This window comes from Saccharospirillum alexandrii, from assembly GCF_004000275.1.
In the GTDB taxonomy this organism is placed as follows: Bacteria; Pseudomonadota; Gammaproteobacteria; order Pseudomonadales; family Natronospirillaceae; genus Saccharospirillum; species Saccharospirillum alexandrii.
Map to the genome: position 1 here is coordinate 1 of NZ_RCIP01000009.1, position 16,000 is coordinate 16,000.

Annotated in this window: 12 protein-coding genes, 1 tRNA gene and 1 pseudogene; all 14 read left to right on the forward strand. The window is 55.2% G+C overall.

Annotated features, from left to right (window positions below; translation table 11 throughout):
- On the forward strand, positions 1-107 hold a 107-nt coding region (locus tag EP166_RS20900; protein WP_484336712.1), incomplete at its 5' end, for an EF-Tu C-terminal domain-related protein.
- Between the two features lie 313 nt (positions 108-420).
- Positions 421-496: transfer RNA gene (locus EP166_RS20905), tRNA-Trp, on the forward strand.
- 78 nt (positions 497-574) lie between these two features.
- On the forward strand, positions 575-943 hold the full coding sequence (secE, locus tag EP166_RS20910) for a preprotein translocase subunit SecE (protein ID WP_127560793.1): 369 nt from the start codon (positions 575-577) through the stop codon (positions 941-943).
- Between the two features lie 10 nt (positions 944-953).
- Positions 954-1,490 carry a transcription termination/antitermination protein NusG gene (gene nusG, locus EP166_RS20915; protein ID WP_127560795.1) on the forward strand — a complete coding sequence of 179 codons (537 nt, stop codon included), beginning with the start codon at positions 954-956 and terminating at the stop codon, positions 1,488-1,490.
- Between the two features lie 107 nt (positions 1,491-1,597).
- The gene (rplK, locus tag EP166_RS20920; RefSeq protein ID WP_127560797.1) at positions 1,598-2,032 is read left to right on the forward strand and encodes a 50S ribosomal protein L11; all 435 of its coding nucleotides are present in this window, start codon (positions 1,598-1,600) and stop codon (positions 2,030-2,032) included.
- Entirely contained in the window at positions 2,032-2,727 is a 696-nt protein-coding gene (rplA, locus tag EP166_RS20925) for a 50S ribosomal protein L1 (RefSeq protein WP_127560799.1), read from the forward strand. Before rplK ends, rplA begins: the two co-directional genes overlap by 1 nt.
- A gap of 296 nt (positions 2,728-3,023) precedes the next feature.
- The gene (gene rplJ, locus EP166_RS20930) at positions 3,024-3,554 is read left to right on the forward strand and encodes a 50S ribosomal protein L10 (RefSeq protein ID WP_127560801.1); all 531 of its coding nucleotides are present in this window, start codon (positions 3,024-3,026) and stop codon (positions 3,552-3,554) included.
- A gap of 51 nt (positions 3,555-3,605) precedes the next feature.
- A complete protein-coding gene (gene rplL, locus EP166_RS20935) occupies positions 3,606-3,980 on the forward strand; it encodes a 50S ribosomal protein L7/L12 (RefSeq protein ID WP_127560803.1) in 375 nt (124 codons plus the stop codon).
- 317 nt (positions 3,981-4,297) lie between these two features.
- Complete coding sequence (rpoB, locus tag EP166_RS20940; protein ID WP_127560804.1) at positions 4,298-8,380, forward strand: DNA-directed RNA polymerase subunit beta; 4,083 nt, start codon at positions 4,298-4,300, stop codon at positions 8,378-8,380.
- Positions 8,381-8,467: 87 nt separating this feature from the next.
- On the forward strand, positions 8,468-12,664 hold the full coding sequence (gene rpoC / locus EP166_RS20945) for a DNA-directed RNA polymerase subunit beta' (RefSeq protein ID WP_127560810.1): 4,197 nt from the start codon (positions 8,468-8,470) through the stop codon (positions 12,662-12,664).
- Between the two features lie 122 nt (positions 12,665-12,786).
- Positions 12,787-13,161, forward strand: a complete 375-nt coding sequence (rpsL, locus tag EP166_RS20950) for a 30S ribosomal protein S12 (protein ID WP_028671300.1) — start codon at positions 12,787-12,789, stop codon at positions 13,159-13,161.
- A gap of 121 nt (positions 13,162-13,282) precedes the next feature.
- Positions 13,283-13,756, forward strand: a complete 474-nt coding sequence (gene rpsG / locus EP166_RS20955; protein ID WP_127560806.1) for a 30S ribosomal protein S7 — start codon at positions 13,283-13,285, stop codon at positions 13,754-13,756.
- Between the two features lie 38 nt (positions 13,757-13,794).
- Positions 13,795-15,894 carry an elongation factor G gene (fusA, locus tag EP166_RS20960; RefSeq protein WP_127560808.1) on the forward strand — a complete coding sequence of 700 codons (2,100 nt, stop codon included), beginning with the start codon at positions 13,795-13,797 and terminating at the stop codon, positions 15,892-15,894.
- A gap of 30 nt (positions 15,895-15,924) precedes the next feature.
- Positions 15,925-16,000 (forward strand): annotated as a pseudogene (locus tag EP166_RS21835) (GTP-binding protein); the annotation flags it as partial.

The window sequence follows — 16,000 nt, forward strand, 5'->3', positions numbered from 1 at the left end:
ACGTTACCCTGATCGCCCCGATCGCGATGGACGAAGGTCTGCGTTTCGCGATTCGTGAAGGCGGCCGCACTGTTGGTGCGGGCGTTGTAGCGAAGATCATTGAGTAAAGAGTAGCTTTGAGCTGAGAGCTGCGAGCTGTTAGTGAAAACTCGTGGCTCGCAGCTAATAGCTAACAGCTGCAAGGCGCCTGAGGCGCCTTGTACCCTGCCGCCGGAGCTCTGTTTCCGGTTGAAATCCGCTTTACCTTAGGGTAGGTCGGTGTGTTTAGGGAGTTTGGGCAGTTTCGATCACTGTTGGAGGTGTATCGGGCTGGCCGGATGGATGCGATGCCCCAGGGTTCGTTCGTTTCCTGAAAAAAGCCACCTAAGTGCTTGAAACTGCGCGGTAGTTAGCATAGAATCCGCCGCCCAGTTGCTTTACAGGCCAGTAGTTCAATTGGTAGAGCACCGGTCTCCAAAACCGGGGGTTGGGGGTTCGAGTCCCTCCTGGCCTGCCATTAAAGCGCCCAAGATTCACAGTTGCAGTGCTGGGAAGACGCAGCACTGAATTTATCCAGAGTTAAGGTGTCCACCGCATGAACGCTCAGGTTGAGTCGAATAATACCGCCCTAGATTGGATTAAGTGGATCGTTGTTGCCGCGCTGATGATTGCGGTTATCGGTGGTAACTTCTATTTTGGCGACCAGTCCATGCTGGTGCGTGCACTGGCGGTCGTGTTTGTGTCCCTGATTGCGGTCGGGATCGCGCTGACAACGGCACGTGGCAAGTACATTAACCGGTTGCGCAAAGAAGCCTGGGTAGAGGTACGCAAGGTCGTCTGGCCGACCCGGCAGGAAACCACGCAAACCAGTCTTGTTGTGATCGGTGTCGTATTGGTGGTTGCTCTGATTCTTTGGGGTGTCGATTCTCTGCTGGGGTTGGTTGTATCCCGGATTATTGGTTAAGGAGATCGATATGGCCAAGCGCTGGTTCGTAGTTCACGCCTACTCAGGCTTTGAAAAGCGCGTTGCTGCTTCCTTGCAGGAGCAGGTTGATTTGAAAGGCATGCAGGACAAGTTTGGTGAGATCCTGGTGCCGACCGAGTCCGTCGTTGAAATGCGCGACGGCAAAAAGCGCAAGAGTGAGCGCAAGTTCTACCCGGGTTATGTCCTGGTTGAAATGGAAATGGATGATGATACCTGGCACCTGGTGAAGGAGATTCCCCGGGTGATGGGCTTTATTGGTGGTACACCAGAAAAGCCGGCGCCGCTGACCAGTCGCGAGGCCGATGGCATCTTGCAGCGCGTCAAGGAAGGGGTCGACAAGCCGACCCAGAAAACAATTTACGAGCCGGGCGAAGTGGTTCGGGTCAACGATGGTCCCTTTGCTGATTTCAACGGTACTGTCGAGAAAGTGAATTACGAGAAAAACCGGGTTCAGGTCTCGGTGTCGATTTTCGGTCGGGCAACCCCGGTCGAGCTGGAGTTTACCCAGATCGAAAAAATGACCTGATGCGCAGGCAGGCTGCATGCCCTGGGGTCGATTCGGCTTCGGGGCTTTGTCGTCTGTAATGTTTGACGGGGAGCCTAACGGCGTTACCACCCAAATGAGAGGTTATCATGGCCAAGAAAGTTAATGCTTATATCAAGCTGCAAGTGAAGGCAGGTCAAGCCAACCCGAGCCCCCCGGTAGGTCCGGCTCTGGGTCAGCATGGCGTGAACATCATGGAATTCTGTAAGGCGTTCAACGCCGAGACTCAGAGCACTGAGCCGGGTCTGCCGATTCCTGTTGTTATTACTGTTTACAGTGACCGCAGCTTCACCTTTGTTACCAAGACCCCGCCTGCCGCGGTACTGCTGAAAAAAGCAGCCGGCATCAAGAGCGGTTCAGGTCGTCCCAATACTGAGAAGGTCGGTACTGTGACCCGTGCTCAGTTGGAAGAGATTGCCACCACCAAGGATCCCGACCTGACAGCAGCCGATATGGATGCAGCGGTTCGTACGATTGCGGGTTCTGCTCGCAGCATGGGTCTGAATGTAGAGGGTGTTGAGTAATGGCTAAGCTGAGCAAGCGCGCCAAAGTCGCGCGCGAAAAAGTTGACGCAACCAAGGTATACAGCATCGAAGACGCCGTTGCCCTGTTGAAAGAGCTGTCAACCGTCAAATTCGCAGAGTCTGTTGATCTGTCCGTGAATCTCGGCATCGACGCTCGTAAATCGGACCAGAACGTTCGTGGCTCTACTGTACTGCCGAACGGTACCGGTAAAGACGTACGTATCGCGGTATTTGCCCAGGGCGCCAACGCTGAAGCAGCGAAGGAAGCCGGTGCGGATGTCGTTGGTATGGAAGATCTGGCCGAGCAAATCAAGGGCGGCGATCTGAATTTCGGTGTTGTTATTGCCTCTCCGGATGCGATGCGCGTTGTTGGTCAGCTGGGTCAGGTGCTGGGTCCGCGCGGCCTGATGCCAAACCCGAAAGTTGGCACTGTAACGCCAGACGTTGCGACTGCGGTCAAGAACGCCAAGGCGGGTCAGGCACGTTTTCGTACTGACAAGAACGGCATCATCCACGCTTGCATTGGCAAGGTGGCGTTTGAGCCGAACGCAATTAAAGAAAACGCAGAAGCCATCATCGCTGATCTTAAGCGCTTGAAGCCGTCTTCTGCCAAAGGTGTGTATCTGAAGAAGATCTCTCTGTCCTCGACCATGGGTCCTGGCATAGCGATCGATCAGAGCTCGCTGACTATCTGATTTAAGTCGCTGCCTTTAGATAGATGGGCGGCGCGACAGGACTTTGGGGTTCCTGCGGGTGTCACTCGCGGGAATTGTCAAAGACCGTAGGTGGGTTCAGGGTTGAGGTTTTATGAATCGTTGACGCCCGGTTCCCTTAATGTCCTACGCAGACGGTGGACCCCGATTCGGTTTTTATTGGGCTGGATCCTACCACCGTTGACCTCGAAGGGGGTCAAAACACAGGGTCTTCGGACCTTCGATGGTGACAGGCTCATTTGAGCCTGGCTAAGCCAGAAAATAGTAGGAGAAAGATTGTGGCGCTGAATCTCGAAGACAAGAAAGCCATTGTCACCGAGGTGAATGCAGTTGCTGCCAACGCTCTGTCTCTGGTGATCGCGGATGCCCGCGGTGTAACCGTTTCAGATATGGATAACCTGCGTAAGCAGGCCCGTGAGCAGAAAATCTTCGTACGTGTGGTCAAGAACTCTCTGGCCAAGCGTGCGTTTGAAGGTACCGAGTACGAAGTGGCTCATCCCGCTTTGGTCGGACCGACTCTGCTGGCCTTCTCTATGGAAGACCCGGGTGCTGCCGCTCGACTTTTCAAAGACTTCGCGAAAGACGTTGAAAAGTTCGAAGTGAAATCGCTGGCCGTTGGTGGTGAACTGATGGGTGCGGACCAAATTGATCGTCTGGCGAAATTGCCGACGCGTCACGAAGCTCTGGGAATGCTGGCCAACGTTACGTTGGCACCGGTTACCAAGCTGGCGCGTACGCTCAACGAGGTACCATCCTCTATCACCCGTGTTATGGCGGCTGTTGCCGACAAGAAAAAAGAAGCTGCGTAATTGTTGCGCACCTTGTTTGAACATTTTTGAGAATTTTTGGAGATTAGTAACATGGCACTGTCCAATGAAGATATCTTGAACGCCATTGCTGAAATGTCTGTAATGGACGTTGTAGCTCTGGTTGAAGCAATGGAAGAGAAGTTTGGCGTTTCTGCCCAGGCTGCTGTTGCTGTTGCTGCCGGTCCGGCTGCTGCGGGTGAAGCCGCTGCTGAACAAACTGAATTCGACGTTATCCTGACTTCTGCTGGTGAGAAGAAAGTTAACGTGATCAAGGTTGTTCGTGAAATCACCGGTCTTGGCCTGAAAGAAGCTAAAGGTCTGGTTGACGGCGCTCCTGCTGCAGTTAAAGAAGCTGCCAGCAAAGACGAAGTTGAGCAGATCAAAGCCAAGCTGGAAGAAGCTGGCGCAACCGTGGAAGTTAAGTAACTTCGATGGTTCTGGATTGCAAATAGGCAATTCAGTCGAATTGGCTGGCGGCCATTGGCCGTCGGCCTTTTCGTGTCTCAGAAGCAAAAGTTTCTGAGCACCCCGATTAAGTAAGGCGGATTGACCGCATCGATCCGTCAGGACGATGGCAAACGCCAGGGGCCTCCGATAAGAGGAGGAGCGCAGGAAGCGACAGATTTCGGGATGATTGTTGACGTCTGGCAATCATCGCATTACCGAATGGCGGGCAACGGTCGTCACCGACCCTGACCGTCAACCGCTCAGACCCACCGTGGTGAACAAGCTGGGGATTGCTGATGGCATACTCTTACACCGAGAAAAAGCGTATCCGTAAGGATTTCAGCAAATTGAAGCCGGTGATGGACATCCCATACCTGCTGGCAATACAACTGGATTCCTACCGTAACTTTTTACAGGCCGAGACCGATGCGGCCGAACGACAGGACAGTGGGCTGCATGCAGCGTTCAAGTCCGTATTTCCAATTGTCAGTTATTCTGGCAATGCCGCTTTAGAGTACGTCAGTTACAAGCTGGGTATCCCGGCCTTCGACGTCAAAGAGTGCCAATTGCGTGGCGTGACCTATGCAGCTCCGCTGCGGGTCAAAGTCCGGCTGATTATTTACGATAAAGAGTCGCCCAGCAAGGCCATCAAGGACATCAAAGAGCAGGAAGTCTACATGGGCGAAATGCCCCTGATGACTGAAAACGGTACCTTTATCGTTAACGGTACCGAGCGTGTTGTTGTGTCCCAGCTGCACCGTTCACCGGGTGTCTTTTTCGACCACGACAAGGGCAAGACCCACTCGTCCGGCAAGCTGTTGTACTCTGCCCGGGTGATTCCTTACCGTGGCTCCTGGCTCGACTTCGAGTTCGACCCGAAAGACCAGGTGTTTGTGCGTATCGACCGTCGTCGTAAATTGCCGGCGACGATTCTGCTGCGTGCCCTTGAGTACACCAATCAGCAAATTCTGGACATGTTCTTCGAGCGGTCCGAGTTCAAGCTGAAAAACGACAAGTTCGAGATGAAGATCGTGTCCGAGCGCCTGCGTGGCGAAACGGCCGCGTTTGAAATCAAGGACAAAGACGGCACCGTTCTGATTGAGGACGGCCGTCGTATTACCGCGCGCCACATTCGTCAGTTGGAGAAATCTGGCATCGACACTGTGGTTGTGCCCGATGAATATCTGCTGGGTAAAGCGCTGGCGACCGATCTGGTCGATCCGACCAGTGGCGAGATCTTCGCTAACTGCAACGATGAGGTCAGCCTTGAGATTCTCGAGAAAGTTCGGGAACTGAAATTGAAGCAAGTCGATCTGTTGTACACCAACGATCTGGATTGCGGCCCTTATATTTCAGATACCCTGCGCAACGATCCGACCAGCACGCCGCTGGAAGCGCTGGTAGAAATCTACCGCATGATGCGCCCTGGCGAGCCGCCGACGAAAGAATCAGCCGAAACGCTGTTCCAGAACCTGTTCTTCAGCAGCGAACGTTACGATCTGAGTGGCGTTGGCCGGATGAAGTTCAACCGTCGTCTGGGCCGTGAAGGCGAAGAAGGCGAAGGCACGCTGAGTAATGAAGACATCGTTGACGTACTGCGGACACTGATCGACATCCGTAACGGCAATGGCATGGTTGATGACATCGACCACCTGGGCAACCGTCGGGTTCGCTCAGTCGGTGAGATGGCCGAGAACCAGTTCCGTGTGGGTCTTGTGCGGGTCGAGCGCGCCGTGCGTGAACGTCTGTCCATGGCCGAAAGCGAAGGCCTGATGCCTCAGGATCTGGTCAATGCCAAGCCGGTGGCCGCTGCGATCAAGGAATTCTTTGGTTCCAGCCAGCTGTCCCAGTTTATGGACCAGAACAACCCGCTGTCCGGTATTACCAACAAGCGTCGTGTTTCCGCGTTGGGCCCTGGTGGTTTGACCCGTGAACGTGCCGGCTTTGAAGTGCGCGACGTACACCCGACGCACTATGGCCGGGTATGCCCCATTGAGACGCCGGAAGGTCCGAACATTGGTCTGATTAACTCCCTGTCGACCTATGCCCGTACCAACAGTTACGGCTTCCTGGAAACGCCGTATCGCCGTGTTGAAAACGGCAAGGTGACCAGCGATATCGTCTACCTGTCGGCGATCGATGAAGCCAAGCACACCATTGCCCAGGCAAACGTGCCGCTTGACGAAAACGACAACATCGTGGGCGAATTTGTTCAGGTACGTCACCAGAACGAATTCACCATGGCGCCACTGGCCAACGTCGACATGATGGACGTATCACCACGCCAGGTGGTCTCTGCTGCAGCGGCGCTAGTGCCGTTCCTGGAGCACGATGACGCCAACCGCGCATTGATGGGTTCCAACATGATGCGTCAGGCGGTTCCTACCTTACGCGCTGACAAGCCGCTGGTGGGTACCGGTATTGAGCGCAGCGTGGCGATCGACTCCGGCGTCTGTGTAACCGCACGGCGTGGCGGTTATGTTGAGTACGTTGACGCATCGCGTATCGTGATCAAGGTTAATGAAGATGAAATCCAGGGCGGCGATGCCGGTGTGGATATCTATAACCTGACCAAATACACGCGTTCCAACCAGAACACCTGCATCAATCAGCGCTCCATCGTCCATCAGGGCGAGTCCATAGCGCGGGGTGATGTTCTGGCCGACGGTCCTTCAGTCGATATGGGTGAGCTGGCACTGGGCCAGAACATGCGCATCGCCTTTATGCCCTGGAACGGTTACAACTTCGAAGACTCCATTCTGGTGTCGGAGAAGGTGGTTCAGGAAGATCGTTTTACCACCATCCACATTCAGGAACTGACCTGTATCGCTCGCGATACCAAGTTGGGTGCTGAAGAAATCACCGCTGACATCCCGAACGTGGGCGAATCGGCGCTGAACAAGCTGGATGAGTCCGGTGTGGTGTACATCGGTGCCGAAGTCGGCCCCGGTGACATCCTGGTCGGTAAGGTGACGCCGAAGAGCGAAACCCAGCTGACCCCGGAAGAGAAACTGCTGCGCGCCATCTTTGGTGAGAAAGCGTCGGATGTGAAAGACACGTCGCTGCGTGTTAAAGGCGGCATGGTTGGTACGGTTATCGACGTCCAGGTGTTCACCCGTGACGGTGTCGAGCGCGATCAGCGTTCCAAAGACATTGAGCGAATGGCGCTGGCTGAGTTCCGCAAGGACTTGAACGCCGAGTACCGCATCGTCGAAGACACGGTCTTTGAACGGATGCAGGCCAACCTGGTTGGTCAAACCGTGGCCGGCGGCCCGTCGCTGAAGAAAGGGGATACCCTGACTGAAGCCTACCTGGCCGAGTTGCCGCGTGAAGACTGGTTCAAGCTGCGTATGCAGGATGAGGCACTGGCAGAAATGCTGGAGAAAGCCGAAGCCCAGTTGAAAGAGCGCAAAGACGACCAGGACGCACGCTTTGAAGACAAGAAGCGCAAGTTGCAGAGCGGAGACGATCTGCAGCCAGGTGTACTGAAAGTCGTCAAATGCTACGTCGCGGTCAAGCGCAAGATCCAGCCCGGTGACAAGATGGCCGGTCGTCACGGTAACAAGGGCGTGATCTCGGTGATCATGCCAGTTGAAGACATGCCGTTTGATGATCAGGGTGAACCGGTTGACGTGGTGCTTAACCCGCTGGGCGTACCGTCGCGGATGAACGTAGGTCAGATTCTGGAGACGCACATGGGTGCGGCCGCCAAGGGTCTGGGCAAGCGCATCAACGACATGGTCCGTGACCAGAAGGCAGTCAGCGACATTCGCGGCTTCCTGGATGAGGTCTACAATAAGTCCGGCCGGGGCATCCGCAAGGAAACCCTGGAAGACTTCTCCGATGCGGAAATCCTTGAACTGGCGAAGAACGTCAGTGGCGGGGTACCCATCGCGACGCCGGTGTTCGACGGTGCCAAAGAGGAAGAAATCAAGGAGTTGCTGCGTCTGGCAGGTTTGGATGACAGCGGCCAGATTCAACTCTGGGACGGTCGTACCGGTGAGGCCTTTGAAAACAGGACCACCGTCGGTTACATGTACATGTTGAAGTTGAACCACCTGGTTGACGACAAGATGCACGCTCGTTCGACGGGTTCCTACAGCCTGGTTACCCAGCAGCCGCTGGGTGGTAAGGCGCAGTTCGGTGGTCAGCGCTTCGGTGAGATGGAAGTGTGGGCCCTGGAAGCCTACGGTGCCGCCTACACCCTGCAGGAAATGCTGACGGTGAAATCGGACGATGTGAACGGCCGTACCAAGATGTACAAGAACATCGTGGACGGCGACCATCGGATGGAACCGGGCATGCCGGAATCCTTTAACGTACTGGTTAAAGAGATCCGCTCGCTGGGCATCGATATGGAACTGGAAAACGAAGAGTAAGGTCGGGCGGGCCGGGAAACCGGCCCGTGCCTGACGACGGTTGGGCGGCCGTTGGCCGCCTAAAGCCACTCCTTTCGGAGCTGAATGATGAAAGATTTGCTGAATCTGTTGAAATCTCAGGGCCAGTCGGAAGAGTTTGACTCGATCCGTATTGGCCTGGCCTCACCGGACATGATCCGGTCTTGGTCTTTTGGCGAGGTGAAGAAGCCTGAGACCATCAACTACCGGACTTTCAAGCCGGAACGTGATGGCCTGTTCTGTGCCCGTATCTTTGGTCCTATCAAGGATTACGAGTGCCTGTGTGGCAAATACAAGCGCCTCAAGCATCGTGGCGTGATTTGTGAAAAGTGTGGTGTTGAAGTTACTCAGGCCAAGGTGCGCCGCGAGCGCATGGGTCACATCGAGTTGGCCGCGCCTGTTGCCCACATCTGGTTCCTGAAATCACTGCCGTCACGCATCGGTTTGATGCTGGACATGACGCTGCGTGATATCGAGCGCATCCTCTACTACGAGAGCTTTGTTGTCATCGATCCGGGCCTTACCAGCCTGGAGAAAGGTCAGTTGCTGACCGACGAGGAATACTACGAAGCCATTGAAGAGTTTGGTGATGACTTCGACGCCCGTATGGGTGCCGAGGCCATTCAGAAGCTGCTGGACAGCATCGACCTGGTCGGTGAAACCGCGCAATTGCGCGAAGAAATCCCGGCGACCAACTCTGAAACCAAGATCAAGAAGCTGTCGAAGCGCCTGAAACTGCTTGAAGCCTTTGAAAAATCAGGCAACAAGCCCGAGTGGATGGTGATGACGGTTCTGCCTGTGCTGCCACCGGATTTGCGTCCGCTGGTACCGCTCGATGGCGGCCGTTTTGCGACCTCGGATCTGAACGACCTGTATCGCCGTGTGATCAACCGGAACAACCGTCTCAAGCGTCTGCTTGAGCTGGCGGCTCCAGACATCATTGTGCGCAACGAAAAGCGCATGCTGCAGGAATCGGTTGATGCCCTGCTCGACAACGGCCGTCGCGGTCGCGCCATTACCGGCTCGAACCGTCGTCCGCTGAAGTCACTGGCCGACATGATCAAGGGCAAGCAAGGTCGTTTCCGTCAGAACCTGCTCGGTAAGCGCGTAGACTACTCCGGTCGTTCGGTGATCGTGGTCGGTCCTACTCTGCGTCTGCACCAGTGTGGTCTGCCGAAGAAAATGGCGCTGGAACTGTTCAAGCCGTTTATTTTCAGCAAGCTGGAACACCGTGGCCTGGCGACGACCATCAAGGCCGCCAAGAAGATGGTGGAGCGTGAAGAAGCTGTAGTCTGGGACATCCTGGATGAGGTGATTCGCGAACACCCGGTCATGTTGAACCGGGCACCGACGCTTCACCGTCTGGGTATCCAGGCGTTTGAACCGGTGTTGATCGAAGGCAAGGCGATTCAGCTGCACCCGCTGGTGTGTGCGGCCTATAACGCCGACTTCGACGGTGACCAGATGGCCGTTCACGTACCGCTGACGCTGGAAGCCCAGCTCGAAGCGCGTGCGCTGATGATGTCGACCAACAACGTGCTGTCTCCGGCCAGTGGCGAGCCGATCATCGTGCCGTCACAGGACGTGGTTCTGGGTCTGTATTACATGACCCGTGAACGCGTTAACGCCAAGGGCGAAGGCATGGTGTTCTCGAACATCGAAGAAGTTCAGCGCGCCTATGGTGCCGGTGAAGTCGCCCTGCAAGCCAAGGTAAAGGTTCGTCTGCGCCAGGTGTATGAAAACAGTGAAGGCGAAGCCATCGATGCGACCTCCATTGTCGACACCACCGTTGGCCGTTCCATCCTGTACTCGATCGTACCCGATGGCCTGCCTTACGAGCTGGTCAACCAGGCGATGAAGAAGAAGGCCATCAGTGGCTTGTTGAACGAGTGCTATCGTCGTGTTGGTTTGAAAGACACGGTGATCTTTGCTGACCAGATCATGTACATGGGCTTCAGCTACGCTACCCGTTCCGGTTCGTCCATTGGTGTGAATGACTTTGTTATTCCAAAAGCCAAACTCGAGATTCTGGGCAAGGCCGAGGCCGAAGTTCAGGACATCGAAGAGCAGTTTGCTGCGGGTCTGGTAACCCAGGGCGAGAAGTACAACAAGGTGGTCGATATCTGGTCCCGTGCCAACGATCAGATCGCCCGTGCGATGATGGAAGGCATCTCCAAGGAGATGGTGACCGATCGTGATGGTAACGAGGTTGAGCAGGAATCGTTCAACTCGGTTTACATCATGGCCGACTCCGGTGCCCGGGGTAGCCCGGCCCAGATTCGTCAGCTGGCCGGTATGCGTGGTCTGATGGCGAAGCCGGACGGCTCGATCATCGAAAACCCGATTAAGGCCAACTTCCGGGAAGGCTTGTCGGTTGGTGAATACTTCATCTCGACCCACGGTGCGCGTAAAGGTTTGGCCGATACCGCCCTGAAGACGGCGAACTCGGGTTACCTGACACGCCGTCTGGTTGACGTGGCTCAGGATGTTGTGATCACCGAAGAAGATTGCGGCACTCAGGAAGGCGTTATCGTTGAGCCGATCATTGAAGGCGGTGACGTCGTTCTGGGTCTGGGTCAGCAGGTATTGGGTCGTGTGGTTGCCACCGACGTGATCGATCCGGTAAGCCAGGAAACTTGGGTACCGGCCGGCACCATGCTCGATGAAGCCTGGGTGAAGAAGCTCGACGAATGGGGTGTTGACCAGGTCAAGATCCGTTCGGCGATCAGCTGTAACACCCGCTACGGTCTCTGTGCCCAGTGCTATGGTCGTGACCTTGCACGTGGTCACCGGGTCAACATCGGTGAGGCGGTCGGTATTATCGCTGCCCAGTCGATTGGTGAGCCGGGTACCCAGCTGACGATGCGGACCTTCCACATCGGTGGTGCGGCCTCCCGTGCCACAGCGGCAGACAGCGTTCAGGTCAAGCATGGCGGTAAAGTATCGCTGCGTAACCTGAAGACCGTTACCCGGGCCGATGGTGACCTGGTTGCGGTTAGCCGTTCCGGTGTACTGGCGGTGTCCGACGAGCACGGTCGTGAGCGTGAGAAGTACAAGCTGCCATACGGTGCTGTCATCAGCGTCGACGACGGTGCGGCCGTGGAAGCCGGCCAGATCGTGGCCAAGTGGGATCCGCACACTCACCCGATCATCGGTGAGTCGAACGGTAAGATTGCCTTCATCGGTATGGACGAAGGCATCACCACCAACCGCAAGATCGATGAGCTAACCGGTGTCGGTACCATCGAGGTGATTCCCCAGGGTCAGCGTAATGCGGCCGGTAAGGAAATTCGCCCGTTGGTCAAGCTGCTCGATCCGGACGGCAACGAGATCATGATTGGCAACACCAATCAGCCGGTGCAGTACTTCCTGCCCGATGGCTCTTTCCTGAGTCTGTCGGATGGCGATGAGATCAAGGTTGGTGACGTAATTGCCCGTATTCCTCAGGAAACCTCGGGTAACCGCGACATCACCGGGGGTCTGCCGCGTGTGGCTGACTTGTTTGAAGCCCGTAAGCCGAAAGAAGCTGCCATTCTGGCGGAAATCTCCGGCACCGTTGGCTTTGGCAAGGAAACCAAAGGCAAGAAACGCCTGGTGATCACCCCGACCGACGGCTCGGATGGCTACGAAGAGCTGATTCCCAAGTGGCGTCAGTTGAACGTCTTCGAAGGCGAACAGGTTGAAAAAGGTGAAGTGATCTCCGACGGTCCGATGAACCCGCACGATATCTTGCGGGTCCGGGGTGTTGAGGCGCTGGCGCGTTACATCGTTGACGAAATCCAGGAAGTTTACCGTCTGCAGGGCGTAACCATTAACGACAAGCACATCGAAGTGATTGTGCGTCAGATGCTGCGCAAAGCCATGGTACTGGACAACGGTGATACTCACTTCATCAAGGGCGACCAGGTTGAATTCAACCAGTTGCTTGAAGCGAATGAGAAGGCTGTCACTGCTGATCAGCAGGAAGCACGGTTCGAACGTGTTCTGCTGGGCATCACCAAGGCCTCTCTGGCGACAGAATCCTTTATCTCGGCGGCGTCCTTCCAGGAAACGACCCGGGTACTGACCGAAGGTGCGGTCACTGGCAAGCGCGATTACTTGCGCGGCCTGAAGGAGAATGTGGTCGTTGGTCGACTGATTCCGGCGGGTACAGGCCTGGCCTATCACGCTGAACGTCGTCGCAAACGTCTGGAACGCACCGGTGAAAAACCATCGATCAGTGCATCCGATGTCGAAGCGGCACTCAGTCAGGCGCTCAACAAGTAAGCACACGCTTACGTTGACTAAGAATTGCGCGATCACTAAAATGCGCGCTCCCTACAGGACCCGGTTGGCTCGCCATCCGGGTGCTGTCGTGTAATGAGAAGTGAACTTTTAGAGAGGCTTTAATGGCTACAATTAACCAGCTCGTCCGCAAGCCGCGCAAGCGCAAAGCGGTCGCAAGCGATGTTCGGGCCCTGGAAGGCTGCCCGCAACGTCGTGGTGTATGCACCCGTGTGTACACAACTACCCCGAAGAAGCCGAACTCGGCTCTGCGTAAAGTCTGTCGTGTACGACTGACTAACGGTTTCGAGGTGTCATCCTACATCGGCGGTGAAGGTCACAACCTGCAAGAGCACTCGGTTGTACTGATCCGTGGTGGTCGTGTTAAAGACTTGCCAGGTGTTCGTTACCACACCGTTCGTGGCTCACTGGATACCTCAGGTGTTGCCAACCGGAAGCAGGCTCGTTCCAAGTACGGTACCAAGCGGCCTAAGGGCTAATTTCATTTGATTCATTCAGTCTCAGGATAAGAGTAAGGCTGGGTGCTGTTGTCGAAGCGTCGAAAGAGTCGGACGACTGCTCATCCCAGAATTGCCTGAAGACCTATTTGAGGGCTTATCAATGCCAAGAAGACGCGTTGCTGCAAAGCGTGAAGTACTGCCAGATCCCAAGTTCGGGAACACGCAACTGGCCAAATTTATGAACCATGTCATGTACGACGGCAAAAAGTCTGTTGCCGAGCGTATCGTCTATGGTGCCCTGGACATCGTCAAAGAGAAGAAGTCCGATCAGGATCCCATCGCCATGTTCGAAACGGCGCTGGATTCTATTGCGCCGATGGTCGAAGTAAAATCCCGCCGTGTCGGTGGTGCCACGTATCAGGTGCCCGTCGAAGTGCGTCCGTCTCGCCGTGAAGCGCTGGCTATGCGCTGGTTAGTTGATGCTGCCCGTAAACGTGGTGAAAAATCCATGGGTCAGCGTCTGGCCGGTGAACTGCTGGATGCTGCCGAAGGCAAGGGTGCTGCGATCAAGAAGCGTGAAGATGTGCACCGTATGGCCGAAGCCAACAAAGCATTCTCTCATTACCGTTTCTAAGCTTTAGAGCAAACATTTTCTGTTAAGGAGAAAGAGTTGTGGCTCGTAAAACTCCGCTTAACCGGTACCGTAACATTGGTATCGTCGCGCACGTAGACGCCGGTAAAACGACGACTACCGAGCGCGTACTTTTTTACACCGGCTTGTCGCACAAGATCGGTGAAGTGCATGATGGCGCCGCCACCATGGACTGGATGGAGCAGGAACAAGAGCGGGGTATTACCATTACTTCCGCTGCTACCACCTGTTTCTGGCAAGGTATGGCCAAGCAGTTCGATGAGCATCGCATCAACATCATCGACACTCCGGGACACGTTGACTTCACCATTGAAGTTGAGCGTTCTCTGCGGGTACTCGACGGTGCGGTCGTTGTACTGTGTGGCTCTTCCGGCGTACAGCCGCAGACTGAAACGGTCTGGCGCCAGGCCAACCGGTACGAAGTTCCGCGCATGGTGTTCGTCAACAAGATGGACCGTGCCGGCGCTGACTTCTATCGCGTTGTTAAGCAGTTGAAAGAGCGTCTGGGTGCTAACCCTGTGCCGATTCAGATTCCGATCGGTGCAGAAGACGACTTCGCTGGCGTAATTGACCTGATCAAGATGAAGGCCATTATCTGGAATGAAGCTGACCAGGGTATGACCTTTGAGCTGGAAGACATTCCGGCAGATCTGCAGGAAAAAGCTGAAGAATTCCGCGTTCAGATGGTTGAAGCTGCTGCTGAAGCCAATGATGAGCTGATGGAAAAGTACATGGAGTCTGAAACCCTGGATGAAGACGACATCAAGACCGGTCTGCGCCTGCGCACACTGGCGGGTGAAATCGTTCTGACTCACTGTGGTTCTGCCTTTAAGAACAAAGGCGTTCAGGCCGTGCTGGACAGCGTTATTGAATACATGCCGTCGCCGACTCAGGTGCGTGCGATTGAAGGCTTGTTGGAAGACGGCGAAACCGTTAAAGCGGTTAAAGTCGACGACGATGCACCTTTCAACGCCCTGGCATTCAAGATCGCTACCGATCCCTTCGTTGGTACGCTGACGTTCGTGCGTGTGTACGGTGGTGTTCTGAAAAGCGGCGACCAGGTATTGAACGCGGTCAAGGGCAAGCGTGAGCGCGTCGGCCGTATGGTTCAGATGCATGCCAACAACCGCGAAGAGATCAAAGAGTTGCTCGCTGGCGACATCGGCGCTCTGATCGGTATGAAGGATGTGACTACGGGTGACACCCTGTGTGACCCGGCCAACCCGATTACCCTGGAGCGTATGGACTTCCCGGATCCGGTGATTCACGTTGCCGTTGAGCCGAAGTCGAAAGCCGACCAGGAAAAGATGGGTATCGCACTGGGCAAGCTGGCTCAGGAAGACCCGTCCTTCACGGTTCGCACCGACGAAGAAACCGGCCAGACCATCATTGGCGGTCAGGGTGAATTGCACCTGGACGTTCTGGTCGACCGGATGAAGCGTGAATTTAAAGTTGAAGCAAACGTGGGTGCCCCTCAGGTGGCTTACCGTGAGCGCATTCGCAGCGCTTGTGATATCGACTCTAAGTTTGCCAAGCAGTCGGGTGGTCGCGGTCAATACGGTCACGTTGTGATCAAGTTTGAACCGGCTGACGACGAGAACGCCGAGAAGCTGGTTTTCGTCAACGAAATCGTCGGTGGTGCCGTACCGAAGGAATACATTCCTGCGGTTGAGAAAGGCATTCAGGAGCAAATGAAGAACGGTATTCTGGCGGGCTACCCATTGCTCGGCATGAAGGCCACTCTGCATGACGGTTCCTACCACGACGTTGACTCCAACGAGATGGCCTTTAAAGTGGCTGCCTCAATGGCGGTCAAGAAGTTGAAGGAAAAGGCAAGCCCGGCCTTGCTTGAGCCCATGATGAAAGTTGAGGTGGTAACACCGGAAGACTACATGGGTGACGTTATGGGCGACCTTAACCGTCGTCGCGGCACAGTTTCAGGCATGGAAGACAGCCCGTCGGGCAAGATCATCAATGCTGAGGTGCCACTGTCCGAAATGTTCGGATACGCTACGGACCTGCGTTCCATGTCTCAGGGCCGTGCCTCTTACGTGATGGAATTCTCAGGCTACAAAGAAGCCCCGATGAACATCGTTGAAGAAATTATCAAGAAGTCTTGATCTTTTTGAGCTAACTTAGAGGAAGACACCATGTCTAAGGCTACTTTTGAACGTACCAAGCCGCACGTAAACGTCGGCACCATCGGTCACGTTGACCACGGTAAAA

What these genes read in the sequence shown, in the direction of transcription:
- secE (WP_127560793.1), top strand. Translation starts at nt 575, where the DNA reads ATGAACGCTCAGGTTGAGTCGAATAATACCGCCCTAGATTGGATTAAG.
- nusG (WP_127560795.1), top strand. Translation starts at nt 954, where the DNA reads ATGGCCAAGCGCTGGTTCGTAGTTCACGCCTACTCAGGCTTTGAAAAG.
- rplK (WP_127560797.1), top strand. Translation starts at nt 1,598, where the DNA reads ATGGCCAAGAAAGTTAATGCTTATATCAAGCTGCAAGTGAAGGCAGGT.
- rplA (WP_127560799.1), top strand. Translation starts at nt 2,032, where the DNA reads ATGGCTAAGCTGAGCAAGCGCGCCAAAGTCGCGCGCGAAAAAGTTGAC.
- rplL (WP_127560803.1), top strand. Translation starts at nt 3,606, where the DNA reads ATGGCACTGTCCAATGAAGATATCTTGAACGCCATTGCTGAAATGTCT.
- rpoB (WP_127560804.1), top strand. Translation starts at nt 4,298, where the DNA reads ATGGCATACTCTTACACCGAGAAAAAGCGTATCCGTAAGGATTTCAGC.
- rpoC (WP_127560810.1), top strand. Translation starts at nt 8,468, where the DNA reads ATGAAAGATTTGCTGAATCTGTTGAAATCTCAGGGCCAGTCGGAAGAG.
- rpsL (WP_028671300.1), top strand. Translation starts at nt 12,787, where the DNA reads ATGGCTACAATTAACCAGCTCGTCCGCAAGCCGCGCAAGCGCAAAGCG.
- rpsG (WP_127560806.1), top strand. Translation starts at nt 13,283, where the DNA reads ATGCCAAGAAGACGCGTTGCTGCAAAGCGTGAAGTACTGCCAGATCCC.